Raw genomic sequence first — 21,629 nt, forward strand, 5'->3', positions numbered from 1 at the left:
TTTTCGATTACATTTGGCCCGCACGCCCTCGCTCCGCGCAATGTAATCGGTTTTTCGATTACATTTGGCCCGCACGCCCTCGCTCCGCGCAATGTAATCGGTTTTTCGATTACATTGGGTCCGCACACCCTCGCTCCGCGCAATGTGATCGGTTTTTCGATTACATTGGGTCCGCCCGCCCTCGCTCCGCGCAATGTAATCGGTTTTTCGATTACATTTGGCCCGCACGCCCTCGCTCCGCGCAATGTAATCGGTTTTTCGATTACATTGGGCCCGCACGCCCTCGCTCCGCGCAATGTAATCGGTTTTTCGATTACATTGAGTCCGCCCCGCCTCGCGGCCCATTATCTTCTGAGCACCCAAAAAAACACCACCCGCAATGGATGGTGTCTGAACGATCAGTGGTATCGATTTTGTCTATGCCCGTCTGTACCTGTCTCCCGATCAGCCAAACCGGCCCATAATGTACTCCTGCGTCATCTGGTTCTCGGGGTTCGTGAAGACCTTCTCGGTCTTGTCGTATTCCACCAGGGAGCCGAGATAGAAGTAGGCGGTGTAATCCGAGATCCGCGCGGCCTGCTGCATGTTGTGGGTGACGATCACGATACGCAGCTCCTCCTTCAGCTCCTTGATCAGCTCCTCCACCTTACCAGTCGAGACCGGGTCAAGGGCCGAAGCCGGCTCATCAAGCAGCAGGATCTGCGGGTTGACCGATAGCGCCCGGGCGATACACAGACGCTGCTGTTGTCCGCCGGACAATGCCAGTGCGGAATCCTTCAAGCGGTCCTTGACCTCGTCCCACAGGGCGGCGCGGCGCAGGCTGCTCTCGACGATTTCATCCAGCGCCTGCTTGCCCTTGATGCCGTGATATTTCGGGCCGAAGGCGATATTGTCGTAGATCGATTTGTAGAACGGATTGGGCTTCTGCCAGACCATGCCGATCTTTTGCCGAAGCTTGATTACATCCGTGCCTGTAGCATTGATATCCACACCGTCAATCCAGATGCTGCCCTTGGTCGTAGAGCCGGAGATATCGTCATTCATCCGGTTCAGTGAACGGAGAAAGGTTGATTTCCCACAGCCCGACGGGCCGATCAATGCGGTTACCGTATTCTGGGCAAAAGGAAGGCTAATCCCCTTCACCGCCTCATACGTCCCATAATAAATACTCAGATCCTCCGTTTGAAATGATTCGCGTACCACTGGCTCTGCTATTCCCATCCCTTACTCCTCCTAAAAGTTCTGATAGCTTACACGTTCTGACTCTTCTGCACAAAACTCACTTCGGAAGCCTGTGCCCTCCCTGTGTGTAACAAGCCTAGCTCATTCTCTTGGATGCAGTAAGCTTGCGGTAGATGAATCTGCCGAAGTAACGGGCAGCCAGATTGAAGATTAATACGGTCAGCACCAGGACGGCTGAAGCACCCGCTGCAATCTGAAGTGCATCCGGAGCCAGGCCCTCACTGTTGACCTTCCAGATATGCACCGCCAGCGTCTCCGCCGGACGGAATGGATTGAGCGGTGAGGACGGGCTAAGCGGATTCCAGTTGCTGAAGTCCAGGCGCGGGCTGCTCATCCCTGCCGTGAACATCAGCGCGGCTGCTTCACCGAACACGCGGCCGGCCGACAGGATCGTGCCGGTGATAATAGTCGGCAAGGCTACCGGAAGCAATACCGAGGTAACGATCTTCCACTTGGATAATCCGAGCGCGAAGCCTGCCTCCTTCTGCTGCTTAGGCACCGTGCGGAAGGCTTGCTCCGTAATACGCACCATCAGCGGAAGGTTGAAGAAGGTTAACGCGAGCGCACCCGAAATCAGGGAGAACCCGAGATTGAAGGTGTTGACGATCAACAAGAGACCGAACAGACCCACGATAATCGACGGGAAGGAAGACAATACCTCCACGACCAGACGGATGAAGTTGGTCAGCTTGCCGGGACGGGCATACTCTGCCATGAAGATTCCGGCACCCAGCCCCAGCGGCACGGTGATGATTAAGGTCAGCACCAGCAGGAACAATGAGTTGAACAGCTGCGGCCCGACGCCTCCGCCTGCGCGGATCTTTTGCGGCGCAGAGGTCAGGAAGTCCCAGCTAATATGATTGAAACCGCGGATCAGAATATATCCGAGTAAGCTAACCAGGATGGCAACGATCAGCAATGCAAAGGTTACGATAACGACAGTGGCTATTTTATTCGCAGTTCTCGGCTTCAAATTTTATTTCTCCTTTCGAGCATTCTCACCAGCAGGACGAATACGAAGGTCATCAGCATCAGCACCAGCGCCATACTCCACAGCGCATTGTTCTGCGGTGAACCCATCGTGGTATTCCCCATGCCCAGCGTGATGACACTGGTAAGGGTGGACGCGGACTCGAACAGGGAGTGAGGCACGAACGGCGCGTTACCGATAACCATCTGCACAGCAAGAGCCTCGCCGAAGGCGCGGGCCATGCCAAGCACTACACCCGTCATAATCGCCGGGAAGGTCGTCGGGAGAATAACCCGGGAGATCGTCTGCCAGCGTGTGGCACCGAGCGCAAAGGATGATTCTTTCAAGTTTTGCGGCAATGAAGCAAGCGCGTCTGCAGCCACGCTGGTAATCGTCGGCAGAATCATGACCGACAGCACTAGCGCGCCTGCAGCCACCCCGATGCCCTGTCCGGGCAGCGTATCCCGCAGAAATGGAACAATGACGCTTAAGCCTACGAAGCCGTAGACAACGGATGGAATGCCTGACAGCAGCTCGATGACCGGCTGAAGCAGCTTTTTACCCCAGCCCGGCACAATCTCTGTCATGAAGAGCGCAGCGCAGATACTGAGCGGACTTGCGATAAGCGCAGCCAGCAGCGTGACCAGGAAGGAACCCGAGATGAACGGGAAGGCTCCATAGGAAGGTGTGTCTGCTTCAGGCGACCACTTCGTGCCGAACAGGAATTCAGAGACCTTGACCTCACCGTTAACGAAGTTGGCCACGCCTTTGGAGGCTACGAAATAGACCATGGATATAATGATGACAATGAGCAGCAGCACACAAAAGGACATATAAATACGTCCGATTAAATTTTCTATATGATGTTTTTCCAGCCGCTTGTTTGTTGGTTGTCCCCTCAAGATGCTCCCTCTTTCTAAAGTGAAAAGAGAGGCAGAGTTTATCCGCCTCTAATCACATTAAAGTTGAAATCCAATCCTAACTGTGAACCGTTGAAGGTTATTTAGGTGTTACAGTACCTGCAACATCACGCGATACCTGCATTTTGGAAGCCGGGATGTAGCCAAGCTCGACCACGTCGCCAGTCTGTACTTCATCCGTCAGGAAGTAATCCAGGAACGCTTTTACAGTCTCATTAGGTTCACCGTTAGTGTACATGTGCTCGTAAGCCCATACCGGATATTTACCGGCCACTACGTTGTCTACTGAAGGCTCAACGCCGTCATAGTTTAATGTTTTTACGGAATCATCCAGGTAGGACAGGGCCAGATAACCGATAGCCCCCGGTGTTTCGCCGATCATTTTCTTAACTGTACCGGAGGAATCCTCTTGGATTGAACCCTTCAGGTCCTCTGTCTTGGTGCCAAGAGCGAAGCTCTCAAAGGTAGCACGTGTACCTGAGCTTGCCGGACGGTTGATGATCTGGATGGCCTGGTCTGCACCGCCGACCTCTTTCCAGTTCGTGATTTTACCTGTGAAAATATCTACCAGCTGCTGCTTGGTCAAGCTGTCTACGCCTGCCTTCGGGTTACTTACTGCCGCAATCGCTACAACCGCCACCTGATGATCCACCAGCTCAGCCGCCTTCGCTGCATCCTTCAGCTTCTCTTCAGCGAATACATCCGAGTTCCCGATATCGACTTGCTTCTCAGAGACCTGAGTCAAGCCCGTTCCGCTGCCGCCGCCTTGAACCTGAATGTCCACGCCTGCATTCGCATCCATGAATTTCTCAGCTACCTGCTCTACGAGCGGCTGAAGTGCTGTGGAGCCTGATGCCAGGACCGAACCGCTCAGCTTCGCACCGCTGCTGGATTCTGTGTTTGTAGCAGCCGGTGTATTCCCTCCGTTATTGGTTGTTGCCTTATTTCCCCCGTTGTTTCCGTTGCCGCATGCTGAAAGTGCCAGTACGCTGGTAAGAGTCAAAGCCATGATCCACGATTTTTTGAATTGCATTGTTTGTTTTCCTCCTAAAGGTTTTGTGAGTGTCTGCTGCGTTCCATCTGCTTCGTACAAAACTCACTTGGGAAGCATTATTGTGTGTCTATCAGCGTCTCTTCTGACTCTTCTTATTCTAGGGCCCGTTCGTTAGATAAAAGTACTGAGTTTGTAAACCGAAGGATAAAAGTTATAATATAAATTGTATAATTGAATAGATAAATTCTATATCGATACAACAATAGGGGTCTTTCTGCCCCATCCCGGAGGAATCTTCATGAACCTTGTAAAGCTGCAAATCCTAGTTCTCATCGAAAAATATAAAAAAGTAACGGATGTCGCCGCCGAGATGAATCTTAAGCAGCCAACCGTCTCCTTCCATATGAAAAGTCTGGAGAGTGAGCTTGGCGCTTCCCTCTTCCAGTACCGGAGCGGCCGGGTCCTGCTGACGGATGCCGGACGCGCCTTGTATCAATATGCGGTCCGCATTGTCTCGCTGAGTGCTGAGGCCGAGCGGACGGTCAAACAGTTCACCTCGCTCGCCTCGGGGAATCTGGAGCTTACCGCAAGCGATATCCCTGCCAGTTATCTTGTGCCCAAACTGCTGTCCCAATTCACACAGTATTATGACGGGATCGATGTCTATCTATCCGTGCTGCCGGATGACGCCATCCGGGAACGTCTGCGCAGCCGGGAGATCCAGCTCGCCGTGCTGCATAGTGCAGAGGGCCAGGATGATACCTTCCATACGCAGGCGATTGCTGAAGAGGAGACGGTGCTGGTCTTTGCGCCGGAGCATCCCTTTGCGGGGGAGCAGGAGCTGACCGCCCAAGCCGTAGCCCGCGAGCCCTGGGTGCAGCATGAAGCCGCCTCCTTCCTGCGCGGAATCTCTGACCAGTGGGCACAGCTTAATAATGTAAGGGTCTGGAACCATGCGGTGCTGGGCTCGCCGGAGGCCGTCAAGGGGATGCTCTACACAGGCAGAATGGTGGGCGTGTTCTCCCGCTCCGGGATTGAGGGTGAAGTAACGGCGGGCCGACTGGCTTATGCGAAGCTGCCCGGAATTCTTCCGGCTGACGGCTCCTTTGTGCTTGCCTGGCGCAAGGACTATACGCTTTCCCCGCTCCAGCAGGCTTTTGCCGGGATGGCAGCGGGTTCTGCACAAATAAACGGTATCCCCGGAGCGCCTGTGTAACTGCGCTAACGGGGATACCGTGTGGTGGTGAACCTTATTATCTTTTGACAGCAACCAGGGTGAAGGTCTTGGGAATTCCCTTATCGTACACATCCGACGACAGGTTGGGCTCCTCCACCAGCTCTCTTATAATCAGTCCGCTGGCTGCGGCAGCAGTAACCAGCTCGCCCAGCGTCCAGCGCCGCCAGTAGACGACATTCGGCTTGTCCGCCTCCGGTGCTCCTCCTGAGGAAGGCATGTATTTGGAATAGGACACCTGCTTCTCTTCAAGCGCCGTATCGAAATAATCCCCGCTCACCTTATGCTTACGCACCTTGGCCGTCGACCCCTTGGAGGAGATCAGCTTGGTCGTTACCGGATGGAAATCCCGCAGTACGAACGTCCCGCCCGGTGCCAGCAAGCGGTATGCCGTAGCCATGAACGGAGCCAAATCCGTAAAATAGTGAACAATCCCCATTTCGGCAAAAACCGTATCATACGAGCCGTTAAGATGCGCTTCCGGCAGCTCCAGGACATCCGACACGATATAGTCAAGCTGCACTCCTGCCGCCTGCGCGAGTTCACCGGCATAACGGGCATTGGCCTCCGAGAAATCCGCGACAGTCACCTCAGCCCCCAGCAGCCCCAGTGCCACCGCCTTCATGCCGTTGGAGCCCATCAGATTCATGATCCTCCGGCCCTTCACTTCACCGAGATAGGTATTCAGCGGATACAGCTTCCCCGCAGGGTCCTTCGACAGCTTCTCCGCAGCCTCCGCAGGGGTTCCGAACCGGCTGGTCCAGGCCGCATAGGTATCCTCATTCCACAGCTCCTCGCTTGTAGGTGCCGCCTCCTTATTGAGGCCATCCGGTTCATTCTGATTAGGTTCGTTCATTGCTTTCGTTACCCCTTTATCTATGTTCTATAAAATGTAATCAAGTTTGCCTCACGGGTCTGTCCGCGTATAGCTAGGAAGCGTTCGGCAGAGACTGCCGGAGCTTCATAGCTTTCCTTCGCCCGGCATACAGATAGACACCCAGCCCGGCCATGACGAGCACGCCGCCCGCCCACTGCAGGCCGCTGAGCTGCTCACCCAGCAGCAGGAACGCTAGAATGCTCGCGCCGACAGGCTCTCCCAGGATATTCATGGAGACGGTAGTCGCCGATGTATATTGCAGCAGCCAGTTGAACAGGATATGGCCGAAGACGGTGGGCACCACCGCCAGCAGGACGAAGATGCCCCATTCCCGGGCCGGATAATTGAAGAACGGTGTGCCGGTCACGAGATTGTAGACGGCAAATACGGCGGCCGCAGCGATAAATACAATCAGGCTGTACAGATAGGACGGCATACGCGCCACCAGCTTTTGTCCAAGCAGCATATGTGCGGCTACCGCTACGGTTCCGCCAACCGACAGCATGTCGCCCTTCAGATTCTCAGCAGACAAGCCAATGTCTCCCCAGCCGATAAAAGTAACGCCGAAGATAGCAATCGCCATCCCCAGGATAGCAAAGATAGAGTTACGCTCTTTATACAGTATGTACGCACCGAGCATAATGAATAACGGCTCCAGCGCCATAATCATCGTCGAGCTGGCCACCGAGGTATAATTCAGCGAACCCATCCACAGCAGAAAATGCAGGGCAAGCATGACACCGGACACGCCCAGCAGCAGCCAGTCCTTCCTCCGCAGCTGAAAGAGTGCCCCGCTATAGGGACGGGCGAACGGCAGCATCAGCAGGGAGGTGAACAGCAGGCGGTACATCCCTTGGACCGATACGGGCGCAGAGGACCATTTAATAAAGATGGAAGAAAACGAGATGGCCACAATTCCGATTACCATCAGGAGAGGCACGGGAACGGGCGGTTTATTGGTACGCATGACAGAACGCCCCTTCATAGGATGTAAGACTCATTATGTTAATTTAACGTAAATCGGCGAAAAAAGCAGCATTTTTTCATATTCAACGCAAAACAAAGGCACAGAACCGCCTCTGAGGGGTTCCATGCCTTATAGAAGCTCAGCTGACAGAGGCTACTCTCCCCTGTTACGGCTTAAGCACTACCTTGATACAGTCCTCTTCCTTCTCCTGAAATACCTTGTAGCCATGTTCTGCGCGGCTGATCGGCAGCCGGTGGGTGATAATATCTGTGGGATCGAACTTGTTCTCCTTAATCATCTTGTAGAGCTCAGGCATATAATGGATCACAGGAGCTTGGCCCATCTTCAGCGTGATATTGCGTTCGAATAGATGGCCCAGCGGGAACATATTGTAATTCAGGCCATAGACACCGATTAACTGAATGGTGCCGAACTTGCGGACCACTTCGGAGGCGATACGGAAAGCCCCCAGCGAACCTCCCTGCAGCATCAAGGCTGTCTCCACCTTCTCTACAACCGTCTTCTTGGCATCCAATCCCACGCAGTCAATCACCACATCCGCTCCGCCGCGTGTAATCTCCTTGAGATTCAGCTCTACATCCTTGGTCTGCTCAAAATTCACCGTCTCCACTTGATTCGTCAGCTTCGCATGCTGGAGCCGGTAATCGATATAGTCCACCGCGATGACACGGGATGCGCCTTTCATCCAGGCGAACTTCTGTGTCAGCAGGCCTACCGGGCCACAGCCAAGCACAATGACGGTATCACCGGGCTTCACACCGGCATTCTCGACGCCCCACCAGGCGGTCGGGACGATATCCGAGAGGAACAGCAGCTTCTCGTCTTCCATCTCCGCGTCCTCCGGGACGACAAACGGCCCGAAGTTGCCGTAAGGCACCCGGAGCAGCTCCGCCTGCCCTCCGGCGAATCCGCCGTATGAATCCGAATAGCCCAGGTAGCCGCCGGTATCCTTCGCTTCATTCGCATGGTCACATTGGCTCTCCATCTCATGCTGGCAGAAGAAGCATTGCCCGCATGCTACATTGAACGGGACAATGACCCGGTCGCCCTTCTTGACCCTGGTAACCTCCGGGCCCACCTCTTCCACAATCCCCATCGGCTCATGTCCGATAATGTAGTCATCATGCATTCCCGGTATTTCTCCGTTATAGATATGCAGGTCAGATCCGCAAATAGCGGTTGTGGTTATGCGGACGAGGATGTCATCCTTCTTCTCCAGCCGCGCATCGGCGACCTCCTTCACTTCAACTTTCTTCTTTCCCTGATAAGTCACTGCCTTCATGGTATAGGTCACTCCTTCTGAAATGGGGCTGCTTGTTACACTATCTTATGTTATAGCCCCAAATGGTCCGGATTTATCCGTGCAGCAGCGGAGAATACATCATCAGCGCGTGGTTCTCAGCCACCGCTTCGTCTCCGGCAAGCTCTCCGCTATGCGTCAGCACTCTGCGGCGGATCGCGTTGCGCCGGATATACCCGCCCCACGGCTCCAGGCTGATGCGGTGCCCATCTTCATAGACTTCGTAATGGTAGAGCTGCTGTCCTGCACAGCGCCATTCCCCGTGCAGATGAGTCTCATCCAGATGCAGCTTAAGCTGATAAGCATGCTCTGTATCATTGCGCAGCTGGAGATCCAGATAATTATAGGCACAGGTAGCCCCGCTGCCAAAGGGCTGGGTCCGCTGCTCATCGGGGAAGACATCATAGCTGTGCCGGTGCCGCTCGGTAACCGTAAGCGGCGTATGCAGTGTCATCCAGTAGATCAGATTGGACAATTGGCAGAGTCCGCCGCCTGTGCCGGAACGGAACCCGCCATAGTGGAGCACCATTCCGTCCAGGTAGCCTTTTCTTCGCGTCGGTTTGCCGATCCTGCGCCAATAGGAGAAGCTCTCGCCCGGTTGAATGACAAGCCCGTCCAGCTTCGCCACCGCGAGCCTCAGGTTCACGATTTTGTTGTGCTGAAGCTGCATATCCACATTGCGCAGTTTGCGCAGCAGCGGGGTAGCATGGCTGGCCGCTTCGTACGGCAGAGCTTCAGCGCGTTGTTCTGTAGCCAGACGGCCGCTGGCTGTGATCCATTTCCAGTATCTTTTCCAGGTGAAATACCGCTTCCCTGCAAATAGTCGCAGCTTGGAACGCCGGATGGGCTTCATGTTGCTGATTACCGAATTCATGGAATGATTGCCTCCCTCTCCCACATTATTGTTCAATTATATTACAATTGAACCAGCTGGAAGCTACAATTCTGTCCCATTTCTATTACAGCAAAAGACCGGAACTCCCCTGTAACGGAAGTCCGGCCTTCAGTAACTCTATTCAGCTTCATCCTGGCAGCGGGCGCACTATTTCCCACGCTTATTATGCCATATTAATGCATGTAATTGCGGCAGCACCCGTGCACGGTTCATCTGCGGATCGGCAATCACCCGCTCGAACAGCCATTCCAGCCGCCCCAGCAGACGGCCTGAGATGTCGCCTTCCTCGGTGACGTTATCGTTGCCCGGCTGCAGGAACAGAGGGACCTCCGGGTACCTGAAATGGACCTTACGGGCATATTCATAATCCTCCTGGTTAAAAACAACCACCTTCAGGCTATGCGCAGCCTTGCCGTTATCAGCGACTCTATGCATAATCTCATCCAGCTTATCCCAGTCTGTCTGCATCCCGGAGCTGGGCGGCTTCGGGCTGATCGTCAGCACATCCACCTCATGGAACCAGTCCTGCCAACGGCTGCCCTGCGTCTCAATCGCCGCCTGGATGCCCCGCTCATGGAGGAGGGAGATGAATTCTCCCATCGCCTCCCCGATCAGCGCCGGATTCCCCCCGGAGATGGTGACACAATTGAAATTCTCCCCGGCCAGCTCCAGCAGCCCGTCGAGAATCTCCTGCGGCTCCATCATCGTTACTTTATCCTTGGCCGAGCCGTCCCAGGTGAAGGCGGAATCGCACCAGCGGCAGCGGTAGTCGCAGCCGTAGGTGCGGACGAACATCGTTTTGACCCCGATGACCGCCCCTTCCCCCTGAATTGTCGGGCCGAACATTTCAATAACCGGGATTCTACTCATCATCGCAGCCTCCATACAGCCGGTAAGCCGGTCCCTCCTCGGGGATATCTGCTGCCAGCACCTCCGCCCAGGAGGTCGGAGTCTCCCATAGCTTGACCGAATACACCGGCAACGCCGCCCGTTTCAGCTCATAGGCAATGTAAGCAGACAGATTCTCGGCTGTGGTGCGGAAGGAGAGCAGCGCAACCTTTGAGCCGGTCGCCTTCAGCGTCTCCAGCACAGGCTCATTGCCCATCGCCAGAAAAGCATGATCCAGCCGCCCAACCACCGCCTCCTGCACAGCCGCCTTAATATCGCTGAAATCGATGACGAACCCTTCATCCGACTGCCCTTCCAGTGCGGATGGCACACCCTTCAGCACTACCTCAAGCCTGTAGGTATGCCCGTGCAGATTACTGCATTTCCCCTTGTGTCCGATGAGCTGATGGGCAGCGTCGAAGGTGAAAATTTTGCAGACGGTTACTTCGCCCCGCATTATAGTCCCGCCTCCTGACGCTCTGCCTCATATTGCTCCAGACCGCGCTTACGCAGAAGACATGCCGGACAGGTGCCGCAGCCGCTGCCGATGATTCCGTTATAGCAGGTCAGGGTCTGCTCCCGGACATAATCGAACTGGCCCAGCTCGTCTGCCAGCTTCCAGGTTTCTTTCTTGTCCAGCCACATCAGCGGGGTATGAATGACGAACTCCACATCCATCGACAGATTAAGCGTGACATTCAGCGACTTCACGAACACATCGCGGCAGTCCGGATACCCGCTGAAGTCCGTCTGGCAGACCCCTGTGATAATGTTGGAGTAGCCGAGCTGCTTGGCCAGAATGGCCGCGAAGGACAGGAACAGCAGGTTACGTCCATCCACGAACGTGCTGGGCAGCTCTTCACCCTCGCCTGCGGTAATGTCAATATCATCCCGCGTCAAGGCGTTCGGGGCCAGCTGGTTCAGCAGCCCCAGGTCCAGAATATGCTGCTTCACGCCGAACCTTGCGGCTATCGCCTTGGCGACTTCAATCTCGGCCGCATGGCGCTGATTATAATTGAACGTGACCACCTGAACCTCCTGGAATTCCTGCAATGCCCACGCCAGGCAGGTCGTGCTGTCTTGGCCGCCGCTGAAGACGACTAATGCTTTTCTATTTACCATAATGATCTCTCCTCCTTATTGCTCTGTGAAGCTGGCTTCTGCGGATTAACGGTTGTCCACTTTCTCGGGATACAAATCATGATTCATCAGCCGGTGCTCGGCCATCGCCTCATATTTGGTTCCCGGACGCCCCCAGTTACAGTAAGGATCGATGGAAATGCCGCCGCGCGGCGTGAATTTGCCCCACACTTCGATATAACGCGGCTCCATCAGCGAGATCAGATCATTCATAATAATGTTGACACAGTCCTCATGGAAATCCCCATGATTGCGGAAGCTGAACAGATAGAGCTTCAGTGACTTCGATTCCACCATTCGGATATCAGGAATGTACGAGATATACATCACCCCGAAATCCGGCTGACCGGTCACGGGACACAGGCTGGTGAACTCGGGACAGTTGAATTTGACAAAATAATCACGGCCGGGATGCTTGTTATCGAACGCCTCCAGAATCCCCGGATCATAGCCGAACTTGTACTGCGTGCCTTGGTTGCCCAGCAGGGTAACCTCCTGCATTTCCTCTTGCATTCTGCCTTCTGACATGACAAAAAACCCCTCTCTTTTCCCTAGGCCCCTGGCCTGAACTGGAAAGAAGAACGAGATTTCGAAAACCTGGCTCTACTAAGATAGCTTAGTTTTTTATAGAGGGAGTTCGCGAACCTCTCCTGCGCGCGGCGCAGATTCCTTCTTTATCTTGGTGCGTCTTGAACTATACCATGATTACAGCGGGCTTGACAACCCTCACAGCTGATCCAGAATCAGCGAGCACAGCAGTCCCATCGCAGCGATGAACCCCGTGAGCGGCCCCCCTTCTTCGTAGGCTTCGGGCATCATGCTGGAGGACACCATAGCAATAATCCCTCCCCCGGCAAAAGAGGCAATCAGCGCTTCCGTATACCCGCTTGCGTGATCCATGAACTCATATCCCGCCCCTGAGGCCAGTGTGGAGATAGCGAGTACGCCGAGCCACAGCAGCATAATCTTGCCTTTGCCATAGCCGTCCTGCTTCAGTCCAGCCGTACTGGACAAGCCTTCGGGAATATTGCTGATGAAGATGGCAATGACCAGCAGTACGCTAACGCCTTGACCCGCAATGAGACTTGCGCCAATCATGATCGATTCAGGAATCGCATCCAGTACCGTTCCGGCAAAAATAGCCAGCCCTCCGCCCTTGGCATCGCTCCTCCCTGAAGAGGCTCTGGCTGAACGCTTGCGTCCGGCTCCGCCTTTACGCGAGATCAGCCAGTCGAACACCGTGAACACCAGTGCTCCAGCGGTGAACCCGATAATCGTCGGGGCCAGTCCGCCGTCACTGGCCGAATCCTCTAGCAATTCATACGCCGCCGCGCCGATCAGCACACCGGTCCCGAACGCCATGATGAAGCCGATCAGCTTATTCGGAATCCGCAGGAATAAGGCCAAGAGTGCGCCAATCAAGACCGCCGAGCCGGAGAGTGCGCCCCATAACAATGCGTTTCCCATCCGCTTCACCTTCTTATAAGATATTGGCATTATTACAATGCATAAGAATAGTTTACACACGAATGAAGAACGGCAAACACCTTGCATAGTTCAACTAATTTGCACGGATTCATTTGCATGGAAAGGGGTAACTTAGAATTAACAATCTCTATTAACCGAAGGATGGGATCATACGATGGAAGCAAACGTACAGAAGCTTATAGATTGGCTGGAAGCCCGCAAGGATACAACACTGGTCATCGAAAAACGGGAGCTGGAGGATCTGGACACCGTCCATTTCAAGCTGGAGACTGTTGACTACCGGAACGCTGAAGATGTCATAGATGATTATCTGGACAGTGCGGTCATTCTGCGCGGGACGGGCAGTACCTTGAATGCGGATGGTGAGCTTGTGCCTCTGCCGCAGCCGGGATATGAGCTGGCAGTGAGCGGACTAGAGCTTCATGAGGTATCCGAGGCTAAGGTGGATCTGCAAACGAGCCGGGCAAAATATTCACTGGCTGTAAGCTGATTATGCGGCGGCTCCGGCCGTAAGAATCTAAGGGGGCTGTCCCAAAAGTAGATACTCTACTGGTGGGGAAAAATTCCATGCCTTCTTAAAGGATTAATTTGTAAGAAAGGGAGCGATTCTCCGTTATTGGAGGATCGCTCCCTTGCGTTTCTGGTCATTCGCTGCTTGCTTCAGCAGGTTGTGAGCAAGCGAAAGCCAACCGACCTCTAGCGTCACTTTTTCCATGCCGCGAAGCAGAAAGCGCCGGAAGCCCCGGTTATTTTTTAATTGTCCAAATACACTTTCCGGCTCCGTCATTCGACGTACGGCCAATAGATAGCCTTCCTCGCTTCGGAGGATTTCTTTCGCCTGTTTCTGGTATCTAAGCCGCTCCAAACTGACTGCGATTTCCCGGTTTCCGCTTCCCTTCGTGCAGTTTTCTTTTAGCGGACAACCTCCGCAGCTTTGACTTTGGTAATGACGCTTCTTAATTTCGTATCCACTCTCTGTGGTTTCCTTGCTCTCTCGTTGGAAATACAGCGGGTATCCAGCTAAACACGTCCAGCGATCCTCGGATGCGTCGTAGGTCCAGTTCTCGATTTTTCCGACGTCGGCTTTCCAGGCTTTGCTCTTTTCTTTGTGGTAGGTGCTGTATTTCACGACGGCCTGTATCTCGCTCTTTTCCAGATAGGCGTAGTTTTCTTCACTTCCATAGCCGGCATCTGCAATGACCGTCTTTGGAAGTTTTCCGAGGAATTGCTTTGTTTTTGCCAGATGTGGTTCTAAACAGCGGGTGTCACCCGGTCTTTGATGTAGACTGTAGGTTAAAATAAATTGGTTTTCGGTCCCGATCTGTAGATTGTAACCTGGCTTCAGTTGGCCATTTTGCATGTGATCTTCTTTCATCCGCATAAACGTTGCCTCGGGATCGGTCTTGCTGAAACTATTCCGGTCCCCAAGCAGCTTTTGATATTGTTCGTACTTCTGCAGTCGAGGGAGCAAATCCTTACGCAACTTCCGAACCGTCTTTTTTAGGGGCTTGTCTTTCGGTTTTTCGGCAAGCTGAGCTTCAAGCTTTTGCACGGCTTGTTCGAGTTTCTCACTGTCCATTTCCGAACCCGTGCTGAGTTCAGCCAGATCTTTGCCCTGATTCTCTTGTTCTTCCTGCTCTTCCGCTGCTTCAATGTCAGCGAATAGGGCCTGTACCTTATCTTGCAGTTTCGCTTTGTGTTTGCTGACCGCTTTGCTCCAGACAAAGGTGTAGCGATTGGCATTCGCTTCGATCTTAGTTCCGTCCACAAAATAATGCTCCAGAGACACGTATTTTTCGTCAGCCAGAAACTGAAGCACGGCGGTAAATACCGTTTCGAGGACCTTTCTCATCCGCTGGGAACGGAAGCGATTCAGCGTGCGGAAGTCGGGTCGCTGCCGTCCGGCCAGCCACATGAAGGGAATGTTCTCCCGGACCGCTTTGGCGATTTGGCGAGACGAATAGATTCGCTGAGTGTAAGCGTAGATAATGACTTTGGTGAGCATTTTAGGATGGTAGCTGTCACGGCCGCCGCCGGGATAGGCCGCGTCAAAAATGGCGTTGTCCAGCCGATTGACGGCGGCATTCACGACGCGAACGAGGTGATTTTCCGGGATATCTTCTTCCAGATCCATTGGCAAGCAAAGCTGGTCCATGGTATATTGAATGTACAAAAGAAACCTCTCCTTTGAAATGGTTGTGTGGTAACTCCATTTTAACAAAAGAGAGGTTTCTTTTTGTGATTTTAGAAAGATTTGAAGAAACTTTTCCCGCTTAAACAGCGGAGAGGACGGAACGATTGTGAAAAAGCGGCAGCGGTCGCCTTGGTCTCCGGATTTTCACCGCTAAGGGAATGAAAAAAATCTGGAGACCACAGCGACCCAAACAACGGTCCGTTCGCGAAGCGTCCACCCAAGTGCTCACGTTGATCCTACTCCAAAATAAAAAGCTGTCCCAAGCAGCCATTTCATGGCTTTTGGGACAGCCCCTTATTCCACAACTATCGCCTACAATTCTTCCCCGATAATCTCCACTTCCGTCTCCAGCTCCACATCGAACTTGTGCTTCACCGCTGAGCGTACATGCTGGATCAATCCGATATAATCGCTGGCGGTTGCATTGTCGGCGTTGATAATGAAGCCCGCATGCTTGCGTGAGACCTCTGCGCCTCCGATGCGCGTCCCCTGGAGTCCGCTCTCCTGAATCAGCTGCCCCGCGAACCGGCCCGGCGGCCGCTTGAATACACTGCCGCAGGACGGATACTCCAGCGGTTGCTTCGATTCCCGCAGATAGGTTAACTCATCCATGGACGCTTTAATCGCGGCTGGATCGCCTGGCAGAAGCTTGAATCTCGCCTCCAGCACAATATATTGTCCAGTGGCGAAGATGCTGCTGCGGTATCCCCATTGCAGCTGATCGCTGTGCAGGGTGAGGAGCTGCCCGTTCTGATCAATCACGAGCGCACTGTGCAGCACATCCTTCACTTCCCCGCCGTAGGCTCCGGCGTTCATGTAGAGTGCCCCGCCTACCGTGCCGGGGATGCCGCAGGCGAATTCCAGACCGGTCAGCTTCTGCTCCAGCGCATAGCCCGAGACATCGATAATCTTCGCCCCGCACTGCGCATACAGCAGCCCGTCGCGGACGCCCATCCCGGACAGATCCGAGGTCTGGAGCACGATGCCGCGGATGCCTCCGTCCCGGATAATCACATTGGAGCCGTTGCCGAGAATCGTAAGCGGGATCTGATGATTATGGGCATAAGCATAGATGCTCTGGATCTCTTCATATGTAACAGGAGCCGCCAAAATATCTGCTTCGCCGCCCATGCGGGTATAGACCAGATTCTTAAGGCTCTCACGCCGTTTCAGTGAGCCTGCGGTAACAAGCGGCTGCAAATCCTCATATATGTTGTCAATATTCATTCTTCATGCTCCTAACTCTATAAACAAGATAATGGTCGTGCTCGCTGCCGGTTAATTACGGCTTCAGCAACCACAACTTTAACAACGAACAGGCTCCCTTGTCAATGACAGGAGCCTGTTACGAAGCTGCATACAGCATTATTATGTTTCGAAATTCCCAATTATGCCCTATTCTCCAGCCGCTGCGCGCTCGGCACGGAATTCCTCCCGCCGTGCGGACCGCTCCTCTTCCTTCATCCGGGGGCAGGTATAACACAGCCGTCCGCCCTCAGTCCGGTAATACATACAGCAGCGGTTACGCAGCTGAACCGTCTGCTGCGGGTCCGTGAGCGATTCAGTTCTCCGTATCTTCACCTGGAACGGATTCCGCGGCATCCCGAATACGGCAGCGGGCAGCTCATCCTTCAGATACGCATAATCCTCCTCCAGCCGGCGAAGCAGGAGCGGATCTGTCAGTTCAGCAGCAAAGGCTTCCGCATAATAGTTGAATTTGGTCGGCAGCTGTCCCCAGATCTCCCCGGGCGAAAGTCCGCTCACCTGTGAAGCCATCCGGATCAGCGGCCCGGCTGTGTTCTGGTAGAAGCTGGTTAACACCTCATTGCGCCAAGCCTTCCGGCCCGGCTCATCTGCCGGAGCTTGTACCATCCCCCATTCACGAAGCGAGAAGGCAATTCTGCAGTAGCCATCTGCCGGAACAAGATGCAGGTGAAGGTTCCGTAAGCTGAAGTCCGGTAAGCACAAGAAGCCGGTCACGGAATACTGGACCGCGAGTGCCATAATGCTCAGATAACCGCCGAAGTACGCACCGGCCGCTTTATCGTCGAGCGCCTTCATCAGCGGCCGGTAAGCCTCCATGAAGGTCCTCATCCCCGCCTCTTCTGCCAGCTCAACAGCAGCGAAGGAATACACGGCTCCCTCCGGCACCTCAAGATGGAGGTCAAATTTAGACTTATATTCTTGCCTCAGGAATTCATTCATGTTCCTCTCCTACAGCCCGGCAACTTTGTACGCAGCCAGCTCGTAAGGCAGACAGAGCGGCACACCTGTACGCGGATCAGGCACAATATCTGCCTCAATGCCGAATACCTCACGCAGCACTGCCGGTGTCATTACCTCATTCGGAGCGCCCTCGCTGATCACATTACCGGATTTGATCGCTACCATATGCTGCGCGTAACGCGAAGCATGGTTCAAATCATGGACAACCATAATAATCGTCCGGCCTTCCTGCTCATTGAGCTTCTGCAGCAGCTGAAGCACCTCCAGCTGATGGGCCATATCCAGGAAGGTCGTCGGCTCGTCAAGGAACAGAATATCCGTCTGCTGGGCCAGCGCCATGGCGATCCAGGCCCGCTGCCGCTGTCCGCCGGAGAGACGGTCAATCGGCCGGTCACGGAATTCATTCATGCCGGTCAATTCAATCGCCTCGGCAATAATGCTGCGGTCTTCAGGCGTCAGGCTGCCGAAGCCCTTCTGATGCGGATACCGTCCATATCCTACCAGCTCAGATACCGTTAAGCCGTCCGGGGCAGTAGGATTCTGCGGCAGAATCGCCAGCTGGCGGGCCACCTCTTTGGTGGAGAGATTGTGAATGGACTTCCCGTCAAGCATTACATTGCCGCTCTTCGGCTTCATGATCCGGGCCATTGTCTTCAGAATCGTGGACTTTCCCGAGCCGTTCGCCCCGACAAGCGCTGTAATCTTCCCTGTCGGAAGCGATAGATTCAGCCCCTTTACAATCATAGTCTCCGCATATCCGATGCTCAGCTGCTCTGTATTTAAACGTTCCGACATGATAAACACTCCTTAGATTTTTTAATATATACATCCCTGTACTACGCTTTCGATGTGGCCAAAAGATATAAAAAGTACGGTGCTCCAATAATCGCTACTACGATACCAGTAGGTACCTCCGCAGGCTGCAGGATCCAGCGACCGATCGTATCTGCCGTAAGCAGCAGCAGGGCTCCGGTCAGGGCAGCCGCAGGCAGCAGGATCTGATGGCGCGGGCCGACCAGCCTGCGGGCCAGGTGGGGCGCAATTAGCCCGACAAAACCAATGCTGCCGCTTACCGATACACAGGCTCCTGCCAGCGCAACAGCCGCAGCCAGCAGCCACCGCCGTTCCCGTTCGAGCGGCAGGCCCAGTCCCTTGGAGAGCTCATCGCCCAGATTCAGTACGTTGAGCACCCGGGCTTTGTAGAATGCGAAGGGCAGCAGGATCAATATCCAGGGCAGCAGGGCCAGCACAAACCGCCAGTCTCCGCCCCAGATTTTGCCGGCCAGCCAGATGGCTACGAACTGATAATTCTGCGGGTCGAGTCTTAATGACAAAATAAGCTGAAAAGCGTATATCCCGGCACCCACAGCAATCCCGATCAGGATCAGCCGTGTCGGCGAGAGCCCATCCTCCCTCCTGTAAGACAGGAAGTAGATCAGTGTTGCAGTAAGCGAGGCCCCTGCAAGCGCCAGTAGCGGAAGCACGAGGATCGGAGCTGCTGTAGTAGACGGTACAAAGGAGATAAAGATCAGTACGGCGAATCCGGCTCCGGCATTGATCCCCAGGGTGGAAGGCTCAGCGAGAGCATTACGCGACAAGCCTTGCAGAATCACTCCGGCGACCGCAAAGCCTGCACCAATCAGCAAGGAGATCACGATGCGCGGCAGCCGGAAATCAAACAGAATCAGCTGCTGCTGCTTGGTGCCGTTGCCGGATAGGGTATGTAGAACTTCGAGCGGTGACAGACGCATTAAGCCGGTATTCATACTGACCAGAAACAGAATGACGATAAGCACAGCAAGCAGTGTCAGAATACCAGCCTCTCTGGAACGGCGCGGCTTGGCCGGGGGGAATGAGGTGGAACGGTTCATTTCAGCTCCCCCTTGCGTTTGCTGGCCAGATAGATGAAGAACGGTACGCCGAATACTGCAATTAAGGCACCTATTGGTGTTTCGTATGGCGCATTAATCATCCTGGCCGCAATATCGGCCACCAGGACCAGAATGCTTCCAAGGACTGCGGAGCAGGGAATAATCCAGCGGTAGTCAACCCCAACGAGGTAACGCGTAATATGCGGAATCATTAATCCGACAAAAGCGATCGGCCCCACCGTGGAGACTGCCGCTCCGGCGAGGATGACGACAATAATCATCCCTGCAGTCTGTACCAGACCGGTGCGCTGTCCGAGACCTGCTGCAACATCCCTGCCCAGGCTCAGTAGCGTAATCGAACGCGACAACATCAGCGCACCGATTAGGGCCGCCGCGACCCAAGGAGATATTACCTGCAGCTGCTTCCAGCTCGCTCCTCCAATCCCCCCGGCCATCCAAAAGGCGATATCCTGGGAGAGGCTGAACAGGATAGCAATGCCCTGGCTGACCGCCAGCAGCATGGCGCTTACTGCCGCACCGGCGAGGGTCAGCCGAAGCGGGGTCAGTCCGCTATGGGAGAGCGATCCGATCCCGAATACCAGCAGTGAGGCTACAGCCGCTCCAAGGAAGCAGTACAGCATGATGTACGCGAAGGATAGTGTTGGCGCGAAGGCAAAAGCCAGGGCCAGTCCAACGCCCGCACCTGCATTAAGACCAATCAGTCCGGAATCCGCCAGCGGGTTGCGGGTCATCCCCTGCATAATCGCACCGGCAACGGCAAAACATGCGCCGACCAGCGCTCCTGCGGCAGCCCGGGGAATCCGCAGCTCCCGGATGACCTGATGCTGGGGCAGCTCCGGATTGAACCGGAACACCGCCTCCCATACGGTAGCCAGCCGGATATCCGCCGCACCAACCGATACGGATACCATCAGGCCGAAGACAATCGCTGCTATTCCCAGCACCAGAATAACAGCAGCGGCAAGCGGCCGCGACCGGACAGATGTGTTCCCTTCAACAGAAGGAGCTTGTAGAGCAGAATCTGTGGATGAAGCCATATGCCGTCTCCTTATCAGGATTATTAGGGAAATATAGATGATTATGATTCTCATTATCGCAAAGATATGAATATTGTTCAACTTAAAAAAGAGGCAGGCTTCTATATCCTAAGGATATAAAAGCCTGCACAATTCTCCGGCTGGTAAAGAACCTATTTTACAAAACTGCTCAGAATATCATCGATGGTCTTGGTATTGGCTATAGGGCCGCTGTACAGCCAGCTGGTATCTTTGCCGAATTCATGAACATTCCCTGCCTTAACGGCCGGAATTCCCTTCCAGACTGCACCTTCTGTAATCTCAGCTCCGCTTGCCTTGTCACTATTCACCAGAATGATATGCTCTGCAGTCAGCTCAGATAATTTCTCCAGTGAAATCGGGTTCCACGGTGCTCTGGATTCTGCAGGAATGTCGGTCACGAGATTCGGGAGCTTCACTCCAAGATCGCCATACAATACCGCACCGCTGCTGCGGGTCTCATCTACAATGAAGAAATTCTTGGACACCAGCCACAGAACCGCTACTGAATCATCGCCAATTGCCGCTGAGACAGCCGCTTTGGCTGAAGCCGCTTTCTGGTCATAGTCTGCAATAGCCTTCTCCGCTTCCGGTGTCTTATTGAGCAGCTCACCGATCTTGAGCAAGGCTGCGCGCCAGTCACTGCTGACCTCATCGCCGAGTACATAGGTTGGTGCAATCTTATTCAGCTGGTCATAAAGACCGTTCTGAACCGAGCCCTCCGACTGGACGATGTGAAAATCCGGCGTGAAGCTGGTGACGGCTTCAAGCGGCAGGTCATAGCTGATCGGCGGAACGTCCTTAAGCTCAGCGGCCAGGTAAGCCTGAGTACCATTCTTCGTAGACCACTGGGCAACCGGAGTCACGCCGAGTGCTACCAGATAATCCTCCAGATAAGAAGCAATTACACGCTGCGGATTAGCGGGAACGGTCACCTTATGTCCCATTGCATCCGTTACGGTCTTCTCCACAGCGGGTGCAGCAGTTGCTGCAGGTACCGCAGTGGCCTCCGCAGTCGCTTCTGCGGTTGCCGCAGGTGCGGTGCCTGCTCCACCGTTACTGCCTGCGTTGCTATTATCATTTCCGCAAGCGGACAGCAGCAGTGTTGTAGTCATAAGTCCGGCCACCGCCAGCTTCCCGCTTCTTGATCCTTGCAGGTTGAACGAAAACATTGAATACCCCTCCTGTATGTTACCCTCATGATTGGCAAAAGCTCTGTTACCTTCATCTTGTCTATACTGATGATATTGATTCTCATTCTCTATGTCAACCAATAACTTATAATAACGTAAAAACGGCCGTCTCCGCATTAAGCAGAAACAGCCA

Annotated in this window: 22 protein-coding genes and 1 riboswitch; of the genes, 2 read left to right on the forward strand and 20 right to left on the reverse strand. The window is 54.2% G+C overall.

The features are described from left to right. Positions 1-444 precede the first annotated feature (444 nt). The 4 genes from pstB to NST26_RS16975 form a co-directional block, all read right to left on the reverse strand. The gene (gene pstB / locus NST26_RS16960) at positions 445-1,221 is read right to left on the reverse strand and encodes a phosphate ABC transporter ATP-binding protein PstB (protein WP_036695365.1); all 777 of its coding nucleotides are present in this window, start codon (positions 1,219-1,221) and stop codon (positions 445-447) included. Between the two features lie 97 nt (positions 1,222-1,318). After that, positions 1,319-2,215 (reverse strand): phosphate ABC transporter permease PstA, encoded by an 897-nt coding sequence (gene pstA, locus NST26_RS16965; RefSeq protein ID WP_036726586.1) that lies wholly within the window; start codon positions 2,213-2,215, stop codon positions 1,319-1,321. Next, positions 2,212-3,045, reverse strand: a complete 834-nt coding sequence (pstC, locus tag NST26_RS16970) for a phosphate ABC transporter permease subunit PstC (protein ID WP_445321785.1) — start codon at positions 3,043-3,045, stop codon at positions 2,212-2,214. The genes pstA and pstC overlap by 4 nt, the downstream gene beginning before the upstream one ends. Before the next feature lie 166 nt (positions 3,046-3,211). Continuing rightward, the gene (locus NST26_RS16975) at positions 3,212-4,165 is read right to left on the reverse strand and encodes a phosphate ABC transporter substrate-binding protein PstS family protein (RefSeq protein WP_339314550.1); all 954 of its coding nucleotides are present in this window, start codon (positions 4,163-4,165) and stop codon (positions 3,212-3,214) included. A gap of 259 nt (positions 4,166-4,424) precedes the next feature. On the opposite strand from NST26_RS16975, the gene NST26_RS16980 reads away from it, so the two are divergent. Further along, positions 4,425-5,342, forward strand: a complete 918-nt coding sequence (locus tag NST26_RS16980; protein ID WP_340952502.1) for a LysR family transcriptional regulator — start codon at positions 4,425-4,427, stop codon at positions 5,340-5,342. Between the two features lie 37 nt (positions 5,343-5,379). Here the strand turns inward: NST26_RS16980 and NST26_RS16985 are convergent, their stop codons facing one another. The 9 genes from NST26_RS16985 to NST26_RS17025 form a co-directional block, all read right to left on the reverse strand. Next, a complete protein-coding gene (locus NST26_RS16985) occupies positions 5,380-6,216 on the reverse strand; it encodes a class I SAM-dependent methyltransferase (RefSeq protein WP_340952500.1) in 837 nt (278 codons plus the stop codon). A 73-nt stretch (positions 6,217-6,289) separates the two neighbouring features. After that, positions 6,290-7,204 carry a DMT family transporter gene (locus tag NST26_RS16990; protein ID WP_340979519.1) on the reverse strand — a complete coding sequence of 305 codons (915 nt, stop codon included), beginning with the start codon at positions 7,202-7,204 and terminating at the stop codon, positions 6,290-6,292. Positions 7,205-7,370: 166 nt separating this feature from the next. Then, on the reverse strand, positions 7,371-8,507 hold the full coding sequence (locus tag NST26_RS16995; protein WP_036726578.1) for a zinc-dependent alcohol dehydrogenase: 1,137 nt from the start codon (positions 8,505-8,507) through the stop codon (positions 7,371-7,373). A 73-nt stretch (positions 8,508-8,580) separates the two neighbouring features. Further along, a complete protein-coding gene (locus NST26_RS17000) occupies positions 8,581-9,399 on the reverse strand; it encodes a VanW family protein (RefSeq protein ID WP_340952494.1) in 819 nt (272 codons plus the stop codon). Between the two features lie 168 nt (positions 9,400-9,567). Continuing rightward, the gene (gene queE / locus NST26_RS17005) at positions 9,568-10,290 is read right to left on the reverse strand and encodes a 7-carboxy-7-deazaguanine synthase QueE (RefSeq protein ID WP_340958043.1); all 723 of its coding nucleotides are present in this window, start codon (positions 10,288-10,290) and stop codon (positions 9,568-9,570) included. Continuing rightward, positions 10,283-10,765, reverse strand: a complete 483-nt coding sequence (locus tag NST26_RS17010) for a 6-pyruvoyl trahydropterin synthase family protein (protein WP_340952493.1) — start codon at positions 10,763-10,765, stop codon at positions 10,283-10,285. Before NST26_RS17010 ends, queE begins: the two co-directional genes overlap by 8 nt. Continuing rightward, complete coding sequence (gene queC / locus NST26_RS17015; RefSeq protein WP_340952490.1) at positions 10,765-11,430, reverse strand: 7-cyano-7-deazaguanine synthase QueC; 666 nt, start codon at positions 11,428-11,430, stop codon at positions 10,765-10,767. The genes NST26_RS17010 and queC overlap by 1 nt, the downstream gene beginning before the upstream one ends. Positions 11,431-11,475: 45 nt before the next feature. Beyond that, positions 11,476-11,976: a preQ(1) synthase gene (queF, locus tag NST26_RS17020; RefSeq protein WP_036726570.1), complete on the reverse strand. Its 501-nt coding sequence runs from the start codon at positions 11,974-11,976 to the stop codon at positions 11,476-11,478. 82 nt (positions 11,977-12,058) lie between these two features. Next, positions 12,059-12,102, reverse strand: a riboswitch (PreQ1 riboswitch). 72 nt (positions 12,103-12,174) lie between these two features. Next, positions 12,175-12,915 carry a ZIP family metal transporter gene (locus NST26_RS17025; protein WP_340952489.1) on the reverse strand — a complete coding sequence of 247 codons (741 nt, stop codon included), beginning with the start codon at positions 12,913-12,915 and terminating at the stop codon, positions 12,175-12,177. Positions 12,916-13,090: 175 nt separating this feature from the next. Here NST26_RS17025 and NST26_RS17030 point away from each other — a divergent pair, with 175 nt between their 5' ends. Further along, positions 13,091-13,426, forward strand: coding sequence for a hypothetical protein (locus NST26_RS17030; RefSeq protein WP_340952487.1), 336 nt, complete (start codon positions 13,091-13,093; stop codon positions 13,424-13,426). A 123-nt stretch (positions 13,427-13,549) separates the two neighbouring features. On the opposite strand, the gene NST26_RS17035 is transcribed toward NST26_RS17030, so the two are convergent. The 7 genes from NST26_RS17035 to NST26_RS17065 form a co-directional block, all read right to left on the reverse strand. After that, positions 13,550-15,109, reverse strand: a complete 1,560-nt coding sequence (locus NST26_RS17035) for an IS1182 family transposase (protein WP_340979520.1) — start codon at positions 15,107-15,109, stop codon at positions 13,550-13,552. Positions 15,110-15,442: 333 nt separating this feature from the next. Further along, complete coding sequence (gene murB, locus NST26_RS17040; protein ID WP_340952485.1) at positions 15,443-16,357, reverse strand: UDP-N-acetylmuramate dehydrogenase; 915 nt, start codon at positions 16,355-16,357, stop codon at positions 15,443-15,445. Positions 16,358-16,525: 168 nt separating this feature from the next. Further along, positions 16,526-17,335 carry a (2Fe-2S)-binding protein gene (locus NST26_RS17045; protein ID WP_340952483.1) on the reverse strand — a complete coding sequence of 270 codons (810 nt, stop codon included), beginning with the start codon at positions 17,333-17,335 and terminating at the stop codon, positions 16,526-16,528. Positions 17,336-17,344: 9 nt separating this feature from the next. Further along, entirely contained in the window at positions 17,345-18,151 is an 807-nt protein-coding gene (locus tag NST26_RS17050) for an ABC transporter ATP-binding protein (RefSeq protein ID WP_036726562.1), read from the reverse strand. Between the two features lie 41 nt (positions 18,152-18,192). Next, positions 18,193-19,227: a FecCD family ABC transporter permease gene (locus NST26_RS17055; protein ID WP_340952481.1), complete on the reverse strand. Its 1,035-nt coding sequence runs from the start codon at positions 19,225-19,227 to the stop codon at positions 18,193-18,195. Next, complete coding sequence (locus tag NST26_RS17060; RefSeq protein WP_340952478.1) at positions 19,224-20,285, reverse strand: FecCD family ABC transporter permease; 1,062 nt, start codon at positions 20,283-20,285, stop codon at positions 19,224-19,226. Before NST26_RS17060 ends, NST26_RS17055 begins: the two co-directional genes overlap by 4 nt. Positions 20,286-20,437: 152 nt before the next feature. Then, a complete protein-coding gene (locus tag NST26_RS17065; protein ID WP_340952476.1) occupies positions 20,438-21,475 on the reverse strand; it encodes an ABC transporter substrate-binding protein in 1,038 nt (345 codons plus the stop codon). Between the last annotated feature and the right edge of the window lie 154 nt (positions 21,476-21,629).

The organism is Paenibacillus sp. FSL R7-0128 (assembly GCF_038002245.1).
Lineage (GTDB): Bacteria > Bacillota > Bacilli > Paenibacillales > Paenibacillaceae > Paenibacillus_AQ > Paenibacillus_AQ silagei.